The organism is Desulfobaculum sp., from assembly GCF_054921475.1.
In genome coordinates this window covers 1-18,589 of sequence record NZ_JBUDSW010000036.1, presented here as the reverse complement: position 1 = coordinate 18,589, position 18,589 = coordinate 1, and the positions used below count along the sequence as shown (strand labels likewise).

Annotated in this window: 17 protein-coding genes; 6 read left to right on the top strand and 11 right to left on the bottom strand. The window is 62.3% G+C overall.

Annotated features, from left to right (window positions below; all coding sequences use genetic code 11):
- The 6 genes from ACY69P_RS03870 to ACY69P_RS03845 all read right to left on the bottom strand — a co-directional run.
- A partial coding sequence (locus tag ACY69P_RS03870; protein WP_462326636.1) for an ACT domain-containing protein occupies positions 1 to 278 on the bottom strand: 278 nt, incomplete at its 3' end.
- A gap of 57 nt (positions 279 to 335) precedes the next feature.
- On the bottom strand, positions 336 to 1,862 hold the full coding sequence (murJ, locus tag ACY69P_RS03865) for a murein biosynthesis integral membrane protein MurJ (RefSeq protein WP_462326635.1): 1,527 nt from the start codon (positions 1,860 to 1,862) through the stop codon (positions 336 to 338).
- A gap of 18 nt (positions 1,863 to 1,880) precedes the next feature.
- Positions 1,881 to 2,723 carry a bifunctional DNA-formamidopyrimidine glycosylase/DNA-(apurinic or apyrimidinic site) lyase gene (mutM, locus tag ACY69P_RS03860; RefSeq protein WP_462326634.1) on the bottom strand — a complete coding sequence of 281 codons (843 nt, stop codon included), beginning with the start codon at positions 2,721 to 2,723 and terminating at the stop codon, positions 1,881 to 1,883.
- Positions 2,724 to 2,729: 6 nt separating this feature from the next.
- Entirely contained in the window at positions 2,730 to 3,959 is a 1,230-nt protein-coding gene (locus tag ACY69P_RS03855; protein ID WP_462326633.1) for a ChaN family lipoprotein, read from the bottom strand.
- A gap of 14 nt (positions 3,960 to 3,973) precedes the next feature.
- On the bottom strand, positions 3,974 to 5,239 hold the full coding sequence (locus ACY69P_RS03850; protein WP_404843454.1) for a phenylacetate--CoA ligase family protein: 1,266 nt from the start codon (positions 5,237 to 5,239) through the stop codon (positions 3,974 to 3,976).
- A 215-nt stretch (positions 5,240 to 5,454) separates the two neighbouring features.
- Positions 5,455 to 6,399 carry a tRNA (adenine-N1)-methyltransferase gene (locus ACY69P_RS03845; protein ID WP_462326632.1) on the bottom strand — a complete coding sequence of 315 codons (945 nt, stop codon included), beginning with the start codon at positions 6,397 to 6,399 and terminating at the stop codon, positions 5,455 to 5,457.
- Between the two features lie 100 nt (positions 6,400 to 6,499).
- Here ACY69P_RS03845 and ACY69P_RS03840 point away from each other — a divergent pair, with 100 nt between their 5' ends.
- The 6 genes from ACY69P_RS03840 (at position 6,500) to ACY69P_RS03815 (ending at position 12,692) form a co-directional block, all read left to right on the top strand.
- The gene (locus ACY69P_RS03840) at positions 6,500 to 7,495 is read left to right on the top strand and encodes a radical SAM protein (RefSeq protein WP_462326631.1); all 996 of its coding nucleotides are present in this window, start codon (positions 6,500 to 6,502) and stop codon (positions 7,493 to 7,495) included.
- Between the two features lie 56 nt (positions 7,496 to 7,551).
- Positions 7,552 to 9,006, top strand: coding sequence for an Rne/Rng family ribonuclease (locus tag ACY69P_RS03835; protein WP_404843457.1), 1,455 nt, complete (start codon positions 7,552 to 7,554; stop codon positions 9,004 to 9,006).
- A 66-nt stretch (positions 9,007 to 9,072) separates the two neighbouring features.
- Positions 9,073 to 9,627, top strand: coding sequence for an epoxyqueuosine reductase QueH (locus ACY69P_RS03830; RefSeq protein ID WP_459900992.1), 555 nt, complete (start codon positions 9,073 to 9,075; stop codon positions 9,625 to 9,627).
- A 3-nt stretch (positions 9,628 to 9,630) separates the two neighbouring features.
- Entirely contained in the window at positions 9,631 to 10,077 is a 447-nt protein-coding gene (locus ACY69P_RS03825; protein WP_462326630.1) for a hypothetical protein, read from the top strand.
- A 90-nt stretch (positions 10,078 to 10,167) separates the two neighbouring features.
- Positions 10,168 to 11,337 (top strand): radical SAM family heme chaperone HemW, encoded by a 1,170-nt coding sequence (gene hemW, locus ACY69P_RS03820; RefSeq protein WP_462326629.1) that lies wholly within the window; start codon positions 10,168 to 10,170, stop codon positions 11,335 to 11,337.
- Positions 11,338 to 11,810: 473 nt separating this feature from the next.
- On the top strand, positions 11,811 to 12,692 hold the full coding sequence (locus ACY69P_RS03815) for a flagellin N-terminal helical domain-containing protein (RefSeq protein ID WP_462326628.1): 882 nt from the start codon (positions 11,811 to 11,813) through the stop codon (positions 12,690 to 12,692).
- A 549-nt stretch (positions 12,693 to 13,241) separates the two neighbouring features.
- Here ACY69P_RS03815 and ACY69P_RS03810 read toward each other — a convergent pair.
- The 5 genes from ACY69P_RS03810 to ACY69P_RS03790 form a co-directional block, all read right to left on the bottom strand.
- The gene (locus tag ACY69P_RS03810) at positions 13,242 to 14,657 is read right to left on the bottom strand and encodes an aspartate ammonia-lyase (protein WP_462326627.1); all 1,416 of its coding nucleotides are present in this window, start codon (positions 14,655 to 14,657) and stop codon (positions 13,242 to 13,244) included.
- A 90-nt stretch (positions 14,658 to 14,747) separates the two neighbouring features.
- Positions 14,748 to 15,272 (bottom strand): metallophosphoesterase family protein, encoded by a 525-nt coding sequence (locus tag ACY69P_RS03805; RefSeq protein ID WP_462326626.1) that lies wholly within the window; start codon positions 15,270 to 15,272, stop codon positions 14,748 to 14,750.
- Position 15,273: 1 nt separating this feature from the next.
- Positions 15,274 to 16,791 (bottom strand): MlaD family protein, encoded by a 1,518-nt coding sequence (locus ACY69P_RS03800; RefSeq protein WP_462326625.1) that lies wholly within the window; start codon positions 16,789 to 16,791, stop codon positions 15,274 to 15,276.
- Positions 16,792 to 16,837: 46 nt separating this feature from the next.
- Positions 16,838 to 17,593, bottom strand: coding sequence for an ABC transporter ATP-binding protein (locus tag ACY69P_RS03795; RefSeq protein WP_459900980.1), 756 nt, complete (start codon positions 17,591 to 17,593; stop codon positions 16,838 to 16,840).
- 6 nt (positions 17,594 to 17,599) lie between these two features.
- Positions 17,600 to 18,370: an MlaE family ABC transporter permease gene (locus tag ACY69P_RS03790; RefSeq protein ID WP_404843466.1), complete on the bottom strand. Its 771-nt coding sequence runs from the start codon at positions 18,368 to 18,370 to the stop codon at positions 17,600 to 17,602.
- Positions 18,371 to 18,589: the final 219 nt, after the last annotated feature.

The following is an 18,589-nucleotide window of genomic DNA, read 5'->3' as shown; positions in this document are numbered from 1 at the left end:
TGCCCGGCGACCCACGCCTCGTGGCTGTCTTCGCTCACGGGGGAGAAGGTCAGGGTCACGCCCATTTCGTGGGCGCGGAAGAGCAGGTCCTTGAGGATGGGGGCCGAGGCCTGCTCCTTGGGGATGTCGATAATAATGCCGAGGGACAGGGTGTTGTGGATGACGGCCTGCCCAATGTCCAGAATGTGGACCTCGTAGCTGGCAAGGGTCGTCATCAGGGAATTGAGAATGCCGGGCCTGTCGTCCCCGGTCACGCGAATCAGAACAATCTCGTGCATTGCGTTCTCCGCTGCAATCCGCTTGCGCGGCAGTTGGCTCAGGAAAGGATAGTCACATCACCGGGTCAGTTTGCGCCGCAGCACATCCGACACCATGGTCGCCTCCGGCACCTTGAGGAGCACGGTCAGCACGCCGTAGGCCACAGCCCACAGCGGGATAAGCGCCACGGACCACAGGCCAAGCCCCACCGTCAGCCACGCGCCACCGCCAATGGCCGCGCCCAGCACGGCAAACAGGGCCGCACCCTTCTGGAAGGTCGCCCACTGCCCCAGCTTGCGCCGCAGGCCCCACAGCAAAATAGCGGCATTGCCCCACGAGGCCACCGTGGTGGCAAGGGCAAGGCCCACATGACCAAGGGTCTGCATCATGCTCACGCCGCAGGCAACGTACAACGCCACACACAGCGTGGCGGCGATAACGGGCGTGCGCGTGTCCTCGAGGGCGTAGTAGGCCGAAACCAGCGGGCGGACAATGGCAAAGGCGGGCAGGCCCACACTGTAGCCCATAAGGGCAAGGGCCGTGGCCTCTACAGCGCCGTCGGCAAAGGCCCCGCGCTCAAAGAGCAGCGACACCACAGGCTCGGACAGGGCGCACAGCCCCGCCGCGGCGGGCAGGCTAATGAACAGGGTCAGGCGCAGGCTGGCGTTCAGGGCCTCGCGAAAGCCGTCCATGTCCGCGCGGGCGCTGAGCCTAGACAGGCTGGGCAGCGCCGCCGTGCTCACGGCCACGCCAAACACCCCTAAGGGAAACTGCACCAGCCGGTCGGCGTAGTACAGGTAGGAAATACTGCCCGCAGAGAGCAGCGAGGCCAAAAACGTCCCAATCAGAATATTGATCTGGTACACAGCCGCGCCGAACACCGTAGGCAACATCAGCCGCCCGGTGCGGAGCACGCCCGCGTCCTTAAAGCTCCACGCCCCGCGCCAGCTAAAGCCGCGCTTGCGCAGGGCCGGCTGCTGCATCACAAACTGAAAGTGCCCCGCCGCCAACACGCCGTAGGCCAGCACATGCGGCACGGAAGCATCCAGCGCCACGGCGGACAGCGCCGCGCAAATAAGCACCACATTCAGCACGCACGGCGCAAGCGCCGGCGTCAAAAAGTGCCCCTCGGCGTTGAGAATGCCCATGCTCAGGGCCACGCCGCAGATGAAGATGGTGTACGGAAAGCAGATGCGCACCAAATCGGCGGCAAGGGCCAACTGCTCCGGGTCCGCGGCAAAGCCGGGGGCAATAGCCAGCGTCAGCTGTTTGGAAAAGACCATCGCCACGGCGGAGAGCCCGCCCAGCACGATGGCCAGCCATATATGGGCCGAACGCGCGGTGGTGAAGGCCGCCTCGCGCCCCTGCTCCTCGCGGATGCGCGAGTACACGGGGACGAAGGCCATGGTCAGCGACCCCTCGCCAAACAGGCGGCGCATGAGGTTGGGCAAGCGGAACGCCACAAAAAAGGCGTCCGCCAGCGGCCCAGCGCCAAGGGCAAAGGCGATGATAAGGTCACGCAAAAAGCCCAGAATGCGCGACAGCAGGGTGGCCCCGCCGACAACGGCGGCATTCCGGGCTATTCCTCGAGAATGACTGTTCATTGGTGTCCTGTCAGGGTGTCATCGCTGACACGTCGGGCAATAGGTGGAAGTACGGCCCGCCACTGTACGCCGCTCCAATGTGGTTTGGCAATTGCGGCATGGCTGTCCGTATTTTCCGTAGACCCTGAAATCATTCTGAAAGGCGCCGGAATCGCCGTGGGCGTCGCGGTAGTCGCTGATGGAACTGCCGTTGGCGTCAATGGCCTCCAGCAGCACCTCCTGCAGCGCTCCGTGCAGGGCGCGCAGGCGCGCCTCCTCCACGCCGCTGGCCGGGGCGTGCGGCAAAATCCCCGCACGGAACAGGCACTCGTCAGCGTAGATATTGCCCACGCCCGCAAGAAAATGCTGGTCCAGCAGCAGGGACTTCACCTGCCCGCGCCGTCCGTCAAACAGCTTCACAAAGGCGTCTTCGGTGATTTCGAGCGGCTCCGGGCCAAGGCTGGCAAAGAAGGGCCAGCGCTCCATGGCTTCCGGCGGCATAACGCGGCAGTAGCCAAACTTGCGCGGGTCCGCAAAGTGCAGGTTCTGGCCTTCGGTCAGGCGGAACAGAATGCGGGTGTGCTTGTGCGGGGCTTCCCCTGTGGGGCGCACCACAAGGCGGCCGGACATCTTCAGGTGGAAGCACACGTGCAGCAGGGGATACTTGGGGCTGGCGATATTGATGCACAGCATTTTGCCGCGCCGCCATACGCCCTGGATGATGCTGCCGGGAAGGGCGCGCTCGATTTGGGCGGGGGACAGTGCGCCGCGGCCTTTCTCCACAGCGCCCTTGGACAGCAATTCAAAGGACAGGATGCGACGCCCGCGAAGCTCTTGGAGCAATCCGCGGGCGATGGTTTGGATCTCGGGAAGTTCTGGCATGGTACTTTATGATGTGCCCGGCGGCTGTGCACCGGGACCGGGTCTGGTGAGTTGAATGATAATGTCGCGCTCTGCGCCGTCACGGCGAAGGGTCAGGCGCAAGCGGCCGTCGTCTTCGCGGTTGGCCTTCACGGCGGCCTTGTGCAGGGTCCACAGGGCCTGAACAGGCATACCCTGCGCCTTGACGATCACATCGCCCTGCCGCATTCCCGCGCGGTCCGCTCGGGTGTCCGGGGCTATGGCCGTCACCAGCGCGCCCTCGGGGTGCAGTTCCACGGCAAAGCCGAGGCGGCTCTCGTGGCGCAGGGGGCACAGGAAGAAATAGTCGGCGGCGTCCGCGTCAATGGGCTCAAGACCGCGCCACGGCAGGACCGTGGTCACGCGGGCGTCCGGGGCAAGGACCGTCAGCCGGTGGGGAATGCCCCAGCCGTATTCCACATGCCCCGCGCCAACGATAATGGCGACAGGCCGGTGCAGACGGCGGCTGGCGTCAACGGCGTGCTGCGCCATGACGGTATCCCACAGGGACTGCACGCGCACAAAGCGCTCAATACGGGCGTCGAAGTCCTCGCCGCCATGGGCCATAATGTCGCGGTGCCGTTCAAATTCCTCGCGCAGGGACTCGCGCTGGGTGTCCATGGGACCGATGATGCGCTCCGGCACCAGCGCCCGCTTCGTGGCGGGCAAGGCCTCCAGCTCGCCCGCACCCACGGCGCGGACAACATCCTTGGGGATGTTCAGCGCCACAAGGGGCAAGCCATACTGCTCCGCCACGCGGAAGATGGGGCGGTACAGGGAATACGCATAACCCCACACGTCGTCCCAGCCAAGGGCGTCAGGAAGCGTGTCGGCAGTGAGTTCACCGGCGTTGAAGCGGTCCAGCGCCTGCTGGTGCGTCACCGGAACCATCTCCAGCCCCACGGCGGGGACCGGGCGGCCAGTGGCATGCGCGGCCTCGGCCATCTGGGCGAGGACATCGGCCTGAACGTTATGGTCGCAGGGGTTGGTGTGTCCCTCGCCAAGGAGCACGTACCGCACGTCCGCCACGGCAGCGGCGAGTTCGGATGCGGCAACCTGCTGGCCACTGGCGGTCACGATGTCGCCGGGCATGGCGGCCGGGAGAGCGGCAGAGTCAGGCATCCCGCTGCGGGACGCCTCCTGCGGGGACAGCGCGGCGCAACCGCTCAGGGCCGCCGCCAAAATGACGGCAGCCCCAAGACGGAGTATGTGTCGCATATGTGAGGCCGGGATTAATCCCATTTCCTCTTGTCCTCGATGGGACGGATCTGTGCGGGAAGGGTACCGGGCGCAACCACGTTCAGCTGCGGACGGAGCTTGATCTGCTGGCGGAAGGCGTGCAGCAGCTCGTCCTGACGCGTGAAGTTGCTGGCCTCGACGTTCATGGTCATCTCGTCGATGCCGCCGGGGTTGGTGACCTCAATCTGCCAGCGCTTGATCTCCTCGAACTGGGACATCACCTGCTCCACCTGATGCGGGTACACGAACATACCCTTGATGCGGGTGGTGGTGTCCACGCGGCCAACGATGTTGCCGAGGCGCGGGGAGGTACGGCCGCAGGCGCAAGGCGTCCGGTCGATGTAGGACAAATCGCCCGTGGCCAGACGGATGAGCGGATAGGTGTGGTTAAACGCCGTCACGACGATTTCGCCCACCTCGCCATCCTTGAGCGGGATGCCCGTGTCGGGATGGCAGATTTCCACGTAGGCTCGGTTGGCAAGGTGCAGGCCGTTGCAGTGGTAGCACTCGTAACCAATGCAGCCCACATCCGCCGTGCCGTAGCCCTGGCGCATGATGAGGTCGAACTTCTTCTCGATGGTGGCGCGCATCTTTTCGGAGAATTTTTCGCCGGTGACGAAAGCCACTTCGAGGAACAGGTCCTTACGCAGGTTCAGGCCAGCTTCTTCGGCCTTCTGCGCGAGATGCATCAGGTAGCTGGGCGTGCCCACGTAGCCCGTGGTGCGCAGCTTCTGCATGATCTCAAGCTGGGTGTTCGTATTGCCCGGACCAGCGGGAACAACAGCGCAGCCGAGGTTGCGCAGCGGCTCCTCGAACATCAGCCCAGCGGGGGTGAGGTGGTAGTTGAAGGTCACCTGCGCGAGGTCGCCGGAGCGGAAGCCCGCCGCGTAGAAGCCTTCGGTCCATCCCCAGTAGTCGTCGTTGCGGTCCTCGGGGTCAAAGATGGGACCGGGAGACAGGAACACACGGCGCAGTTCGCCGAGGTCCTTGGTCAGCAGACCACCAAGACGCGGCCCCATGGACTGCAGAAAGATAAGTTCCTTCTTCTTGATGATGGGGATGTGCTTCAGGTCGGAGAGCGTCTTGAACTTGTCCACGTTGAACTGCGCACGGTCGAAGCGCTTCTTGACGTCCTCGGAATACCTGTAGGCATAGGTCAAAAGCTCTTTGAGCTGAATCTGATAGTATTGGCGTCGTTCAGACTCGTCGAGCACCTCGCGACGGCTGTAGATGCCTTCGGTACGGTCCTTTCGGGTCATGTTCTTAACCTCGTCGTATATGGAGTGAATGGATGGGAATATAAGCGTGAGTGCAACAAGACGAAGTATCACATATCTGTTACGCAATACAAGCCATGTTGCCAAAACACGAAAATTCGCTTCGACTTTTCACGCTTTATCGAGAAAAGTCGAAACGAATAGTTTTTCACTCGGCATAATCGAGTGCACCTGGCTCTAACAAGCCAAAAACGCGTTTACGCGTCCGGTTCAGATGCGTCCGATGCGGATGCGTCCTTCTCCGGCGTTGCAGGCGCGGCTGCCTCAGCCTTGGCGGCTTCGGCCTTGCGCTTTTCACGCGCGGCCTCCTGCTTGCGCTCGCGGGTGCCACGGGGGCGGTGCTTTTCGTAGTCCTCGCTGCCTTCCTGATGGCGCGCAAAGACAAGGAAACCCGTATGGGCGACCATACGGTCCTCGGGGCGCAGCCTGTCGGGGACGGTCTTCCAGCGGCGGACCAGAATCTCCAGCACCTCAAGGTCGGCGTAGGGGCCGCTCTCCAGCGCCTTGAGCAAATCGCTCACCTGCGAAATGGTGGGCAGCAAAAACGCCACAGGCGAGCCGGGGCGGATGGCGCCGGGGATGAGGTGGGTGTATTCCCACGGGGTGCGGACATCGAGAAACAGCGCATCCGCGAGGGTGTCCTCGTCGGCGGTGTTCTTCACAAAGCCGTCGGCGATATCGTGGCCGACGATTTGCTCAACGTTCTTGCCAAGGCCATAGCGTTCCAGATTCTTGCGACACAGGTTGGCAAACTCGGGGCGGCGCTCATAGGTGAACACCTTGCCCGTTTCGCCCACGGTGTGCGACAACGCAACAGTCAAGCTGCCGGAGCCGCTGCCCGCTTCGATAACGCGCGTGCCGGCGCCAATGCCCAGCTTGACCAGCAAGTAGCCGATCTCCTTGGGATAAAGCACCTGCGTCTGACGCTTCACACCCTTGACCATATCCGCCAAGGTGGGGCGCACAAGCCGAAACGGCTTGCCAAGATGAGTATACACCAGCGAGCCGAAATCCGCCGCGGCCACATCGGCCATGGCGACTTTACCTTCCTGCGTATGCAGGTCCTGTTCTAGGTCCAGAACCTTCATGTAACGCTTGCCCTTCGGGCTGATGAGCAGTACCAGTTGACCGGGTTCAAGCATAATATCCTCCAAATTAGACCCCGTGAGGTATGGGTACACGGTAGGAAAGTCAAGCCTCTTTCCCCCTGTCCATAAATCGAGTATAAGAGGAAACGCTACGTTGGGATACACATTCGTCTTTGGTCCGGTACACTCCGGCAGGCTCGGCCTGTCCCTCGGCATTGATGTTTTGGGCGACGCGGTCTGCACCTTTGACTGCACCTACTGCGAGGTCGGCAGAACCACCAGCCTGACCTGCGACAGACAGCCCTATGTCCCGGCACAGCACGTGCTGGAGGAATTGAAACACTGGAAGGACGAGGCCGTCCGCCTGCCAGACGTCGTTACCCTCGGCGGACGCGGCGAACCGTGCCTCAACAGCGATATGGGCGCCATTATACGCGGCGTCAAAGACATTTTTCCCAAGATTCCCGTCGCTGTGCTGACGAACTCCACGCTCCTGACGGACCCGGCGGTCCGCCGTGACCTCGCAGAGGCGGACGTGGTGCTCCCTTCCATCGACACCCTCGTCCCGGACGAGATGCGTCGTCTCAACCGTCCGCACCCCAGTCTTGACGTCGCCGCGCTGCGCGAAGGCCTGCTGGCCTTTGCCCGCGAGTATACGGGCAAGCTCTATGTAGAGGTTCTGCTCGTTCAGGGCGTTAACGACAGCGACGAAAACCGCGCGCTGCTCAGGCAGTTCCTAACGGAACTCCAGCCAGACAGGGTCGACATTGTCACCATGACCCGTCCGGGCACACTGCGCGCCGCCTCGCCCGTGCCGCCGGAGACCCTCGCCCTGTGGCGAAGGGAGCTTGCTCCGCAGCACGCTGGCGAAACGACACAGCGGTCAACCCCCTCCACCGCGGAGGGAGACAACATTTCAACGGAGACTGGAGCGGCCGCCACACATCGGCGCAACCTCTCCGAGACTGCCGTGCTGGAACTCGTGCTGGGTTCCGTGTCCCGCAGGCCCCAGACCGCCCGGCAACTGGCCGAGGCACTGGTCCTGCCCCCCGCCGACGTCCGCCGCGCGCTGGACGCCCTGCTGCAGCAAGGGCGCATCGCCGCCGAGGACGATGGCGGAGAAGCCTTTTACGGAGCTTTCCGGGACTAGCCGAATCACCGCATGCACGGCGCCTCCGCACATTTCTACATCAGAGGCGATATTTTATGGCAAAAAGCAAACGGCAGAAGATGTACATCAGCGTTCTGCCCGGCGAACAGGTGGAAATGGCCATCACGGAAGACGGCAAGCTCGAAGAATACTACGTCGAGATGCTGCACCAGGCCAAGACCAAGGGAAACATCTACAAAGGCGTCATCAACAACATCGACCCCAGCCTGCAGGCCGCCTTCGTCAACTACGGGGCGGAGCGCAACGGCTTTCTGCAGGTGGATGAGGTCCATCCCGAATACTACCACTCCGATTTAAAGCCCCAGAAGGGGTTCAAGTATCCCCCCCTGCAAAAGGTGCTGCGCTCCGGCGACGAGGTCCTTGTGCAGGTGGTCAAGGAACCCACCGGCAAAAAAGGTGCCTTCGTCACCACTTTTCTGTCCCTGCCCGGGCGCTACTTTGTGCTGACCATCGGCCGCGAGCAGATTGGCATCTCCCGCAAGATTGAGGACGAAAAAGAGCGCGCCATGCTGCGCAAGGTGGTTGAGGAGCTGAATCTCGGCCCCGGCATTGGCGTCATCGTGCGCACCGCCGCCGCCAGCGTAAGCAAAACGCGCCTGACCAAGGACCTGAAAATCCTCAAGCGCCTGTGGAAGGACCTGCGCGGCAAGGTCGCCACCCAGAAGACGCCCTCCCTCGTCTATCAGGAGATGGACCTCGCCTCCCGCGCGGTACGCGACTACCTCACCAGCGAAGTGGGCGAAATTTGGGTGGACCATGAGGAAACGTCCAAGACCGTGGCCGAAATGGCCGCCCTTGTCTTCCCGCGGCGCCCCAATCTGGTGAAACTGCACACCGACCACGAGCGCACCCTGTGGGAGCGCTTCAACATCGAAAAGCAGATTCAGTCGCTGTACGACCGCGAAGTGGTTCTCCCCTCCGGCGGCAGACTGGTGTTTGATTCCACCGAGGCGCTCACCGCCGTGGACATCAACTCCGGCAAAATCGGCGGCAAAAAGAATTTCCGCGAGATGGCCCTCAAGACCAACCTTGAGGCTGCCGAAGAAATCGCCCACCAGTTGCGCCTACGCGACATCGGCGGGCAGGTGGTGATTGACTTCATCGAAATGAAGGACAAAAACCACTGCCGCGATGTGGAAAAAACCATGCGCGCCGCCGTGAAGATGGACCGCGCCCGCACGGATGTGGGCCGCCTGTCGCGCTTTGGCCTTATGGAGATGGTGCGCCAGCGCCTTGGCTCCTCCGCGCTGTCCGTCAGCACGGAGCCGTGCCCCTGCTGCGGCGGTACCGGCACGCGCCGCAATCTGGAGTGGCAGTCCCTGCAGGCCCTGAAGCATATCTTCCGCCTGCTGCGCAAAAACGGCACCACCGACAGCATTGAATACCCCTGCGACTGCGAACTGGCCTCCTACCTCTCCAACCACAAGCGCACCAAGCTGTGCGAACTGGAAAGCGAGTTCGGCGTCAGCATCATCATCCAGCCGCAATAAATCCGCAAACCACGGCGGGGCGTCCACACGGGCGCCCCGCTTCTCCAACAGCCAAAAGGAACGACTATGCCACGAATCCTCCTGCACATGTGCTGCGGCCCATGCGCCATTGCCCCTGTGCGCCGCCTTCAGGACGCGGGCTTTGAGGTGACGGGCTTTTTCTACAACCCGAATATCCACCCGCTCATGGAGTACAAGCGCCGCCGCGACGGCGCGCTGGAAGTGGCCGAACGCCTCGGCTTCAAGGTCATCGTCAAGGACGAGGAATACGACACGCAAAAGTACTTCCGCGCCGTGAGCTTCCGCGAGCAGAACCGCTGTTTCCACTGCTACACCATGCGCCTTGAACGCACGGCCCAAATCGCCGGACGCGGGCGCTTTGACGCGTTCTCCACCACACTGCTCTACAGCAAGTTCCAAAAGCACGACGTCATCGCGCAGGTGGGCCGCGACATGCAGGCCGGATGCCCGTCCGCCTTCCACTACCAGGACTTCCGCGAAGGCTGGAAGGAAGGCATTGATACGTCCAAGGAGTGGGGCATCTACCGCCAGCAGTACTGCGGCTGCCTTTACAGCGAAAACGAACGCTACAAGCACGAGATCAAACCCGAATCCAAATAGCCCATGCTGGAAGAGACTCTGTACCGTTCCACCCTGTTCCTCTCCCCTGTGGAGTGGCCCAAGTACGCGGCCATTATCGCCGCGGGGCTGCCCGGCCTTGTGCTGGGGGCGGCCTTTGCCAAGCGGGGGATGGGGCTTGTCGCCGGCATCCTGTGGGGCGTAGCCCACAGCGCGCTGTTCATCGGCCTGCTGAAGCTGACGTCCGGCAAGTACGCCTACAGCCTGTTCACATGGTGCAGTCCGCTGGCGGACCTTGGCCACACGGCCATTGTCAGCACCGCACTGACCGACCGCCTGCTCACCTATGTACTGCCCGCCGCCGTACATGGCGTGGTGGCCGCGATTGTTGGGCTTGTCGCGTGGTCGGCCCTTGGTCCGCGCCGCAGTGCGCCGCGCCGCCCCCGCCGTACGGCTCCGGCCCAGCGCCGCACCACAAAGCGGCGGTCGTAACCACTTCGCCGCTTGCCCGTCGGCCGCGACCAGCGTATATCATCCGCTGATTCACCGCCCACACCACCTCCAACACGAGACTCGCGCCGCATGCTCCTGTACGTCCACGTCCCTTTCTGCACCCGCAAATGCCGCTACTGCGCCTTTCATTCCGGCCCCCCTGCCGACGGCGATATGCGCGGCTATGCCGCCTTGGTCAGCAAGGAAATCCGCTACTGGGGCAAACGCCTCGACCATCCGGAGCTGCGCACCATCTTTTTCGGCGGCGGCACCCCCAGCCTGCTCCCCCTGCCGCTGCTGACGAACATCGTCACCGCCATCCGCGACTCCTTTTCCTTCAAGACGAATCTGGAATTCACCATCGAGGCCAACCCGGAGTCCCTGACGGACTGGTCCTATCTGCACGGCATCCGCTCCCTTGGCGTCAACCGCCTGAGCATGGGCGTGCAAAGCACCGACGACGAGGCCCTGCGCCTGCTTGGCCGCCCGCATAGCGGCGCCGAGGCGCGCGCCGCCTTTGACACCGCGCGCATGGTAGGATTTCAAAACATCAGCGTGGACCTCATCTGGGGCCTGCCCGGCCAGCGCCTGTCCGAATGGCTGGGCCAACTGCGCCGCGTGGTGAAGTGGAAGCCCGACCACCTGTCCTGCTACGGCCTGACCATCGAACCCGGCACTCCCCTCGCTGACAGTGACGAACGCGGAGAGCTGGAATTCGCCGGAGACGAGGAACTGTCCAAGATGTTCATCTATGGCGCGGAATACCTCGAATCCATGGGCTACCTGCAATACGAGATTTCCAACTTTGCCCGCATGGGCTTTACCAGCCGCCACAACCTTGGCTACTGGGAGGGCCGCGACTATCTCGGCGTTGGTCCGTCCGCCGTTTCCACCATCCGTGGCCGCCGCTGGCAGGTGCCCTGCGCCCCGCGCGACTACGCCACCGCCCTGCGCAGCGAAACCCTTGACGCCAACGCCGAGGAACTGGATTTCGTCACCCGCCTTAAGGAAATGATCATGCTGCGCCTGCGCACCTCGCGCGGGCTGCGCCTTGGCGCGTACAAGGCCATGACGGGCCGCAGCTTTACCGAGGATTTCGCCCCCATGGTGCAGGCCCTGCGGCAAAACGGCCTCATCCGCATGAGCGGCGGCTACCTGCGCCTGTCCAAGACGGGCATGGTCGTCTCGGACACCATTCTTGCCAATCTCTTCGACAGCCCGGTTTGGGATACGGTCCAAAAGCCGGAGTCCGCCGAGTAATCCCGCCTTTCTCCCCGTGATGCGGCACAGCCCGCCGCCAAATCCGCCCTTCTAATGATAATGGTCCATCCGCCGCATCCGGCAGTGTGACGCCCCGCGCAGATGCCGCCGCCTGCGCCTTTTCCACTCAGCGCTCTTCGCACCCCCTCTCCCAACCCCTTTTTCTTGCAGACCATCACCCCGCCCGGGGTGCTTCACGCATTCTTTTGATAATGTCTCAACATGCCTTTATGGGCTGTTTTGGGCCAATTTGCCGCTTTTTAACGACAATTGCGCATGCAAAACAGAGCGTTTCGCAAAACTTTCAACATCCTCGGAACATAGAGTTGGCGCGGGTTTTCTAGACTTTCATGAAAAAAAGACATTTTTTCCCTAAACACTTTCGCCTTAGCCGCCGAAATACTTAGCAAGTGATTACGGGCACGGGCCCAACTCAGCAAGGACGCTGAAATTACATCTATGGAGGGAATACTATGTCTCTGGTAATCAACCACAACATGATGGCCGCCAATGCCGCTCGCAACCTGAGTGAATCCTACGGTGCTCTGGGCACTTCCACCCGTCGTCTGTCCTCCGGCCTGCGTGTCGGCACTGCAGCTGACGACGCAGCCGGTCTGGCTGTCCGTGAAATGATGCGCTCCGACGTTGCCGCCCTGCACCAGGGTGCACGTAACGCCAACGACGCCATCTCCATGGTGCAGACCGCTGACGGCGCCCTCGGCGTCATCGACGAAAAGCTCATCCGTATGAAGGAACTCGCCGAGCAGGCCGCTACCGGTACCTACAACGCCGACCAGCGCGCGATCATCGACTCCGAGTACCAGTCCATGGCTTCTGAAATCACCCGTATCGCCAACGCCACGGACTTCAACGGTATTCACCTGCTCAACGGCAACCTGTCCGCGGCGCACGACACCAGCGACGGTTCCGGCGCCATGCGCGTGCACTTCGGCACCAAGAACGACGACGCTGAAGACTTCTACGACGTCAAGATTGGCGACTCGACTGCCAGTGCCCTTGGCCTTGGTAACGACATTGATAATACCAATGCAGGCCACAACATCTCCACTCAGGCCAACGCCGCCAAGGCACTGGACGCCATCGACAACGCCATCCAGTCCAAGGACAAGATCCGTGCCGACCTCGGTGCCATGCAGAACCGCCTGAGCGCCACCATCTCCAACGTGACCATTCAGGCCGAGAACCTGCAGTCCGCTGAATCCCGCATCTCCGACGTGGACGTTGCCACCGAGATGACCGAGTTCACGCGCCAGCAGATCAAGGCGCAGGCCGGCGTTGCCATGCTTTCCCAGGCCAACTCGCTCCCGCGTATGGCCATGCAGCTCTTGGGCTAGCACACGCGCTGACCACTCTGCCCACACCGGCAGTTCCAAGGCCCCCTCTTCGGAGGGGGCCTTTTTGTATGCCGCGCTCCCATGGCCGCCAGCGCAGTGCCGCGATGCGTCCTCGTTCACCTGCCAACCGCCACGCCCGGGGGCCGCATCCTTGGCAATTCACGGCGCGCACAGTGCCCCGCGCAGGCCCCCAGATGAGGGCACGAACACCGCCCGAAAGACAGCCTCTCCCCAGACACAGCCTCCCCGACACAGCGCCGAACACAGCAAGAGACAAGTCCACAGACACAGGGCGCCAGACGCTGGGCGCAAAAAAGCGCCGCACCGTAAACGGTGCGGCGCTCAAAATGTCATCGCTCTCGCCCGTTGTGGCCAAGGCTCTTCATTTTGGATAGCGCCTCTTCCGGCGCGCTGGGGTCACGTTCCTCAGCGGCGTGGTTTTCCTCTACTAGCGCGCGGGGTGACGCCCTGCAAGGACGTGCATTTCCCTGTGTCTCTGCGGGCACTACTCGCGCCAGCGCGCTGCCCTCTCACCTTCAAGCGGCGGGGCTACTCGCCACCCTTTTTGGCGCTGGGCTTCGGGCGGGTCATGGAGAGGGGGTCGAGGACATGTTCGGCGTCCTCGCGGCTCATGTGGCCATGCTCCACCACCAAATCAATCAGCGGGCGCTGGTTGCAGGCGGATTCCTTGGCAAGGGCCGCGGCGGCCTCGTACCCGATATAGGGCGCAAGGGCCGTGACCGCGCCAACGGAGCGGTGGACCATCTCCTCACAGCGTTCCTTGTTGGCTGTGATGCCGTCAATGCACCGCTTGCGCAGCATAAAGCACGCTCGGGCCAACATATCCACGGACTGGAACAGGTTGAAGGCGATGATGGGTTCAAAAACGTTCAGTTCCAGCTGGCCGGCTTCCGCGGCAAGGGTCACGGTCACGTCGTTGCCGATAACCTGATAGCACACCTGATTCACAGCCTCGGGGATGACCGGGTTCACCTTGCCGGGCATGATGCTGGAGCCGGGCTGCATGGGCGGCAGGTTGATTTCATTAAAGCCGGTGTACGGCCCGGAGGAGAGCAGGCGCAGGTCATTGCAGACCTTGGACAGCTTGACGGAAATACGCTTGAGAATGCCGGACACCAGCACGAACACGCCCGTATCGCTGGTGGCCTCGATAAGGTTGGCCGCAGGCACGATGTTCAGCCCGGTGATGTCCGCCAGCTTGCCGCACACCGCGGCGGCGTAGCCTTCGACGGTGTTGATGCCCGTGCCGATGGCCGTTGCACCCATGTTGGACTCCCGCAGATGCTCCACGGCCTCTTCCAAGCGGACGGCGTCTTCGCCAATGGTCACGCCGTAGGCCGCAAATTCCTGCCCAAGGGTCATGGGCACAGCGTCCTGCAACTGGGTGCGGCCCATCTTGATGATGTCCGCAAACTCGTCGCCCTTGGCCTGAAACGCGGCCACAAGAGCGTCCATTTCCTTGAGCAGGTCATGGCAGTACCACGTCAGCGCAATTTTCAGGCTGGTGGGGTACACGTCGTTGGTGGACTGGGACAGGTTGACGTGGTTGTTGGGGTGGATGTGCTGGTACTCGCCCCGCTCATGCCCCAAGATTTCCAGCGCGCGGTTGCAGATGACCTCGTTGGCGTTCATGTTCACCGAGGTTCCAGCACCGCCCTGAATAACGTCCACGGGAAAATGCTCGTCAAAGTGGCCTTCGCGCACCTCGCGCGCGGCTTGGACGATGGCGTCGCAGATGGTGTCGTCCAGCAGGCCAAGGTCGCGGTTGGCCATGGCGGCGGCCTTTTTGACACAGGCCACAGCCTGCACCAGCCGGGTAAAATGCGAAAACGGAATACCCGTTATCTGAAAATTTTCCAGCGCGCGCACGGTCTGCACGCCATAGTAGGCGTCCTGCGGCACTTTGCGCGGCCCAAGGCTGTCCTTTTCGGTGCGAAACTGCATATCTTCCCTCGCGGCGTCCTTGCCGGACGCCAGACCCGCCGCATGGGCGGGGCCAGATTCACGTTTGCGCCGCCACAGCGCGCCGGGGCGCTATGCGCCGCCGCGCAGCACGGCCTCTACCGTGCCCGGAACGGACACGGATTCATGCGTCAGGTCACCATCCGGACCAATGGTCACATAGGCCAACGTCGGGTCCACCCCGCCCTCGCGCAGGCTGCCGGGGTTTACCACGCGCAGCGCGCCATAGCGCGCCCATTCCGGCTGGTGCGTGTGCCCAAAGCACACAAGGTCCGCCTGCCCGTCAAAGGCCCGTGCCAGCGAAGCGGAAAGCCCCACTCGCGGGCCGTAGCCAAAACCGTGGACCATGGTGATCTCCACGCCGGAGAGCCGCAGAGAGCGGCGCACGTCCAGCTCCTGCGACAGGCTGTAATCGTCCATATTGCCCGCCACGGCGTGGAACGCGGGATGCTGGGCCAGCCACGCCCACACGGACATGCTGGCAAAATCGCCGCAATGGAGCAGCACATCCGCCGGGGCAAGGTACCGCTCGTACACGGCCTCCATCCACGGCGTCACGTCGTAGGCGTGGGTATCGGAAATGATGGCGAGCTTCATGCTAATCGCCCATGGGCACCGGCGCGTTGCCGATCAGGTACTTGATGTCGTCGTCGGTGAAGTACAGCCCAAGGCCCGTGTAGAAGGAGCTGTCCCCGGAATCGCTGGCAAAGTCGTCCACACCGGCCATGGCGTAGAAGTTCTTCATGAAGAAAAGCTTGGCTCCGGCCTTGAGATGCGGCGGGTCATCGTCGTCAAAGTCAAAGGCCTCGAAGGTCAGCTTCACGCGGTCGTCCCACAGGTAGTAGTCCGCGCCCGCGCCGCCTGTGGATTCAAACAAGCCGCCACGCAGGGCAAGGTCGCCCCAGCGCTTGCCAATCTGCGCGTTGAACTTGATCTGGTCGCGCTCGGTCTTCTCTTCAAGTTCCGTCACGGTGGAGCGGTTGCCGCTGCCGTCGATGCGGGTGGTGGTGGTTTCGGTCTCCTTGGTGCGGCCCTTGGGGTCGGAGACAACGCCCACCATGTAGAAGTGGTCCGCGGACGGCTCGATAAGCATGTTCAGGTAGGTTTTGGTGTCGCCGGAGTCCGCCAGATATTCGGCGGAAAAGTCCACACTGGTCTTGAAGCTCTCCTGCTTGCCCAGATAGGTGTTGATGCCTTCCAGCGCGCGGTCCAGCTTGCGGGCGGTGGTATCATCGTTGACCAACTTGCCAAGGGTGCCCTGCCCTTCGTCAATTTTACGGGTCACGCTCTCCAGCGAGGCCACGGCCTCGTGCAGGTTCTGGCCCATCTCCTCATCGTTCACCAGCCGTCCTGCCGTGCCCTGCCCTTCGTCAATCTTGGCAAGCACACTGTCCATGCGGTTCAAGGTCCCCTTGAGGCCCGTGGAGGCGGATTCGAAATTGGTGATGATGGAGTTGATGTTCTGCTTGTTGGCCGAGGAGATATCCTTCAGGTCCGTGGAGAAGTCGCGCATGTTGGCGACGATGAGGTCAATGCTCTCCACGTTGCGCTGGACCATGTCGTTCAGGGTGACGGCAAGGTCGCGCATGCTGTGGAAGGTACGCCGCAGGTCGCGTTCGCCATCAGGCCCGCCCATAACGCTGGACACGCTCTTGGACACCGAGCCAATGTCGTCGGCAATCTGGCCGACCTTTTTCATGAGCACTTCAAGGTCCGCCGAACGGTCCGTACGCTGAATAACGCCGCCCTCGGCAATCTGGGGCAGCTCGCGCGAGCCAACGGACAGGGAGACATACTTGTCGCCAAGCACGCCCCGGGTCATGATGCTTGCCTGCGCATCGGAGCGCAGGGAGATATCCTCACGCAGTTCCAGGGTCAGCCGCGCGCGTCCGTCGTCCAGACGGATGTCGCTGACGCGTCCTACCTCAATGCCCGCAATCTCTACGGGTGCGCCCGGCTTCAGGCCGGTGACGCTGTCGAAGTAGACGTTGACGTCATACACGCCGCCGCGCAAAAAATCCGTTTCGCCCACCTGCATTGACATGAAGGCAAGCAGCACCACGGCAATGAATACGAAGATGCCGACCTTGACCTCGGCTCCACTTTTGCCAGCCATACGCTCTCTCTTTGTCTGGGTCCATTGTCCCGCACAAGGGGCGGGGTTACGTCAGGCCAATGGGGCCGTCCGCGCGCCCCTGAATGAACTGCTGTACCACGGGATCATCCGCATTCTGAATGTCCTGCGGTGTGCCGCTGGCAATGATGCGCCCGTCGTACAGCATGAAAATATCGTCCGCAATGGCCATAGTGGCCTGAATATCATGACTGATGACCACACACGTTGCGCCAAATTCGCTCTGCGTGCGCAGGATGAGGTCATTGATAGCAGCAGACATCACCGGGTCCAGCCCGGATGTCGGCTCGTCAAAGAGCACGATTTTCGGGTCCAGCGCCACAGCGCGGGCAAGGCCGACGCGCTTGCGCATGCCGCCGGACAGCTCCGCAGGCATCTTGGCCCCGGCGCCGGACAGGCCAACCGCCGCCAGCTTGTCGTGCACGATGTCGCGGATGTCGCTGCGCGAGAGAGACGTGTGCTCCACAAGGGGAAACGCCACGTTCTCCTCCACGGTCATGGAGTCGAACAGCGCGGCCTCCTGAAACAGCAGGCCGAACTTTTTGCGCACGGGCACAAGGTCCTTTTCCGAAAAGGCCGTTATGTCCTGCCCATCCACCACCACACGCCCCGAATCCGGCCGCATAAGACCAATAAGATGCTTGAGCAGCACCGACTTGCCGCCGCCACTGCGGCCAATGATAACACTGACGGCGTCCGGCTTCACGGCAAGGTCCAGTCCGCGCAGGACGGCCTGCTCGCCAAAGCTCTTCTGGAGATTTTCGCAGGTAATAATCGGTTGCATATCGTCCTACATCATCAGTGCCGTCAGCACGTAGTCGCTGGCCAAAATAAGCACGGAGGACAGCACCACGGACTGCGTGGTGGCCCGGCCCACACCCTCGGCCCCGCCAGTGGTGGTAAAGCCCTTGTAGCAGCCAACCAGTGTCAGAATAACGCCGAACACGGCGGCCTTGATGAGTCCGTTATAAATATCCTCAAGCGCCACAAGTTCATAGACCTTGTTCATGAAAATGGCGGCATTGATGCCAAGGAGCTTCACGCCCACCAAATACCCGCCAACCATGCCCACAAAGTCGGACAAAACAGTCAGTAGCGGCAGCATCACCAGCCCCGCAATGATGCGCGGCACGGCAAGATACTGCACGGGATTGATGGCCATTACCGTCAGCGCGTCCACCTGTTCGGTCACGCGCATGGTGCCAATTTCCGCCGCAATGGCCGATCCGGCGCGCCCCGTAACCATCAGCGCAGTGATGACGGGCCCAAGCTCGCGGGTCATGGACAGCGCCACCGTGGCCCCCACAAGGGACTCCGCGGAAAAAAGGCGGAAGGCGTAGTAGGTCTGCAGGGCCAGCACCATACCGGTGAAGAGCGAGGTCAGCGCCACCACAAACAGCGAGCGCACCCCCACAAACTCCATCTGCCGAAAAAAGAGGGACAGCCGAAACGGCCGCCGCACCAGCCACGCGCACGCGTCGGCAAACAGCAGGGCCATACTGCCCATCTCATGAACGAGGGCGATGGTTCCGGCACCAATCCAGGCGAAAAAGCGGGTCATTACGTGTAGCTTCCGTCCTCTCGTAATATTGGCCGGAACGGGACGTCCCGGCAGCCTTCATCCATTATCATGTATCTCTACGGTTTACCAGTTAAGCACGCGCCTGCGGCCCTTTTCTCCGCCCGGCATCTTGACGCACCCCCGCCATCATCTACAATGAAAGACTGCCCGACCTGACGAGCGATTTGGAGGAGCCATGGCCGATCCGTGCCCGTGCCC

Excerpts from the sequence above, each read along its gene's own strand:
- murJ (WP_462326635.1), bottom strand. The coding sequence starts at position 1,862 with ATGAACAGTCATTCTCGAGGAATAGCCCGGAATGCCGCCGTTGTCGGC.
- mutM (WP_462326634.1), bottom strand. The coding sequence starts at position 2,723 with ATGCCAGAACTTCCCGAGATCCAAACCATCGCCCGCGGATTGCTCCAA.
- ACY69P_RS03855 (WP_462326633.1), bottom strand. The coding sequence starts at position 3,959 with ATGCGACACATACTCCGTCTTGGGGCTGCCGTCATTTTGGCGGCGGCC.
- ACY69P_RS03850 (WP_404843454.1), bottom strand. The coding sequence starts at position 5,239 with ATGACCCGAAAGGACCGTACCGAAGGCATCTACAGCCGTCGCGAGGTG.
- ACY69P_RS03845 (WP_462326632.1), bottom strand. The coding sequence starts at position 6,399 with ATGCTTGAACCCGGTCAACTGGTACTGCTCATCAGCCCGAAGGGCAAG.
- ACY69P_RS03835 (WP_404843457.1), top strand. The coding sequence starts at position 7,552 with ATGGCAAAAAGCAAACGGCAGAAGATGTACATCAGCGTTCTGCCCGGC.
- ACY69P_RS03830 (WP_459900992.1), top strand. The coding sequence starts at position 9,073 with ATGCCACGAATCCTCCTGCACATGTGCTGCGGCCCATGCGCCATTGCC.
- ACY69P_RS03825 (WP_462326630.1), top strand. The coding sequence starts at position 9,631 with ATGCTGGAAGAGACTCTGTACCGTTCCACCCTGTTCCTCTCCCCTGTG.
- hemW (WP_462326629.1), top strand. The coding sequence starts at position 10,168 with ATGCTCCTGTACGTCCACGTCCCTTTCTGCACCCGCAAATGCCGCTAC.
- ACY69P_RS03815 (WP_462326628.1), top strand. The coding sequence starts at position 11,811 with ATGTCTCTGGTAATCAACCACAACATGATGGCCGCCAATGCCGCTCGC.
- ACY69P_RS03810 (WP_462326627.1), bottom strand. The coding sequence starts at position 14,657 with ATGCAGTTTCGCACCGAAAAGGACAGCCTTGGGCCGCGCAAAGTGCCG.
- ACY69P_RS03805 (WP_462326626.1), bottom strand. The coding sequence starts at position 15,272 with ATGAAGCTCGCCATCATTTCCGATACCCACGCCTACGACGTGACGCCG.
- ACY69P_RS03800 (WP_462326625.1), bottom strand. The coding sequence starts at position 16,791 with ATGGCTGGCAAAAGTGGAGCCGAGGTCAAGGTCGGCATCTTCGTATTC.
- ACY69P_RS03795 (WP_459900980.1), bottom strand. The coding sequence starts at position 17,593 with ATGCAACCGATTATTACCTGCGAAAATCTCCAGAAGAGCTTTGGCGAG.
- ACY69P_RS03790 (WP_404843466.1), bottom strand. The coding sequence starts at position 18,370 with ATGACCCGCTTTTTCGCCTGGATTGGTGCCGGAACCATCGCCCTCGTT.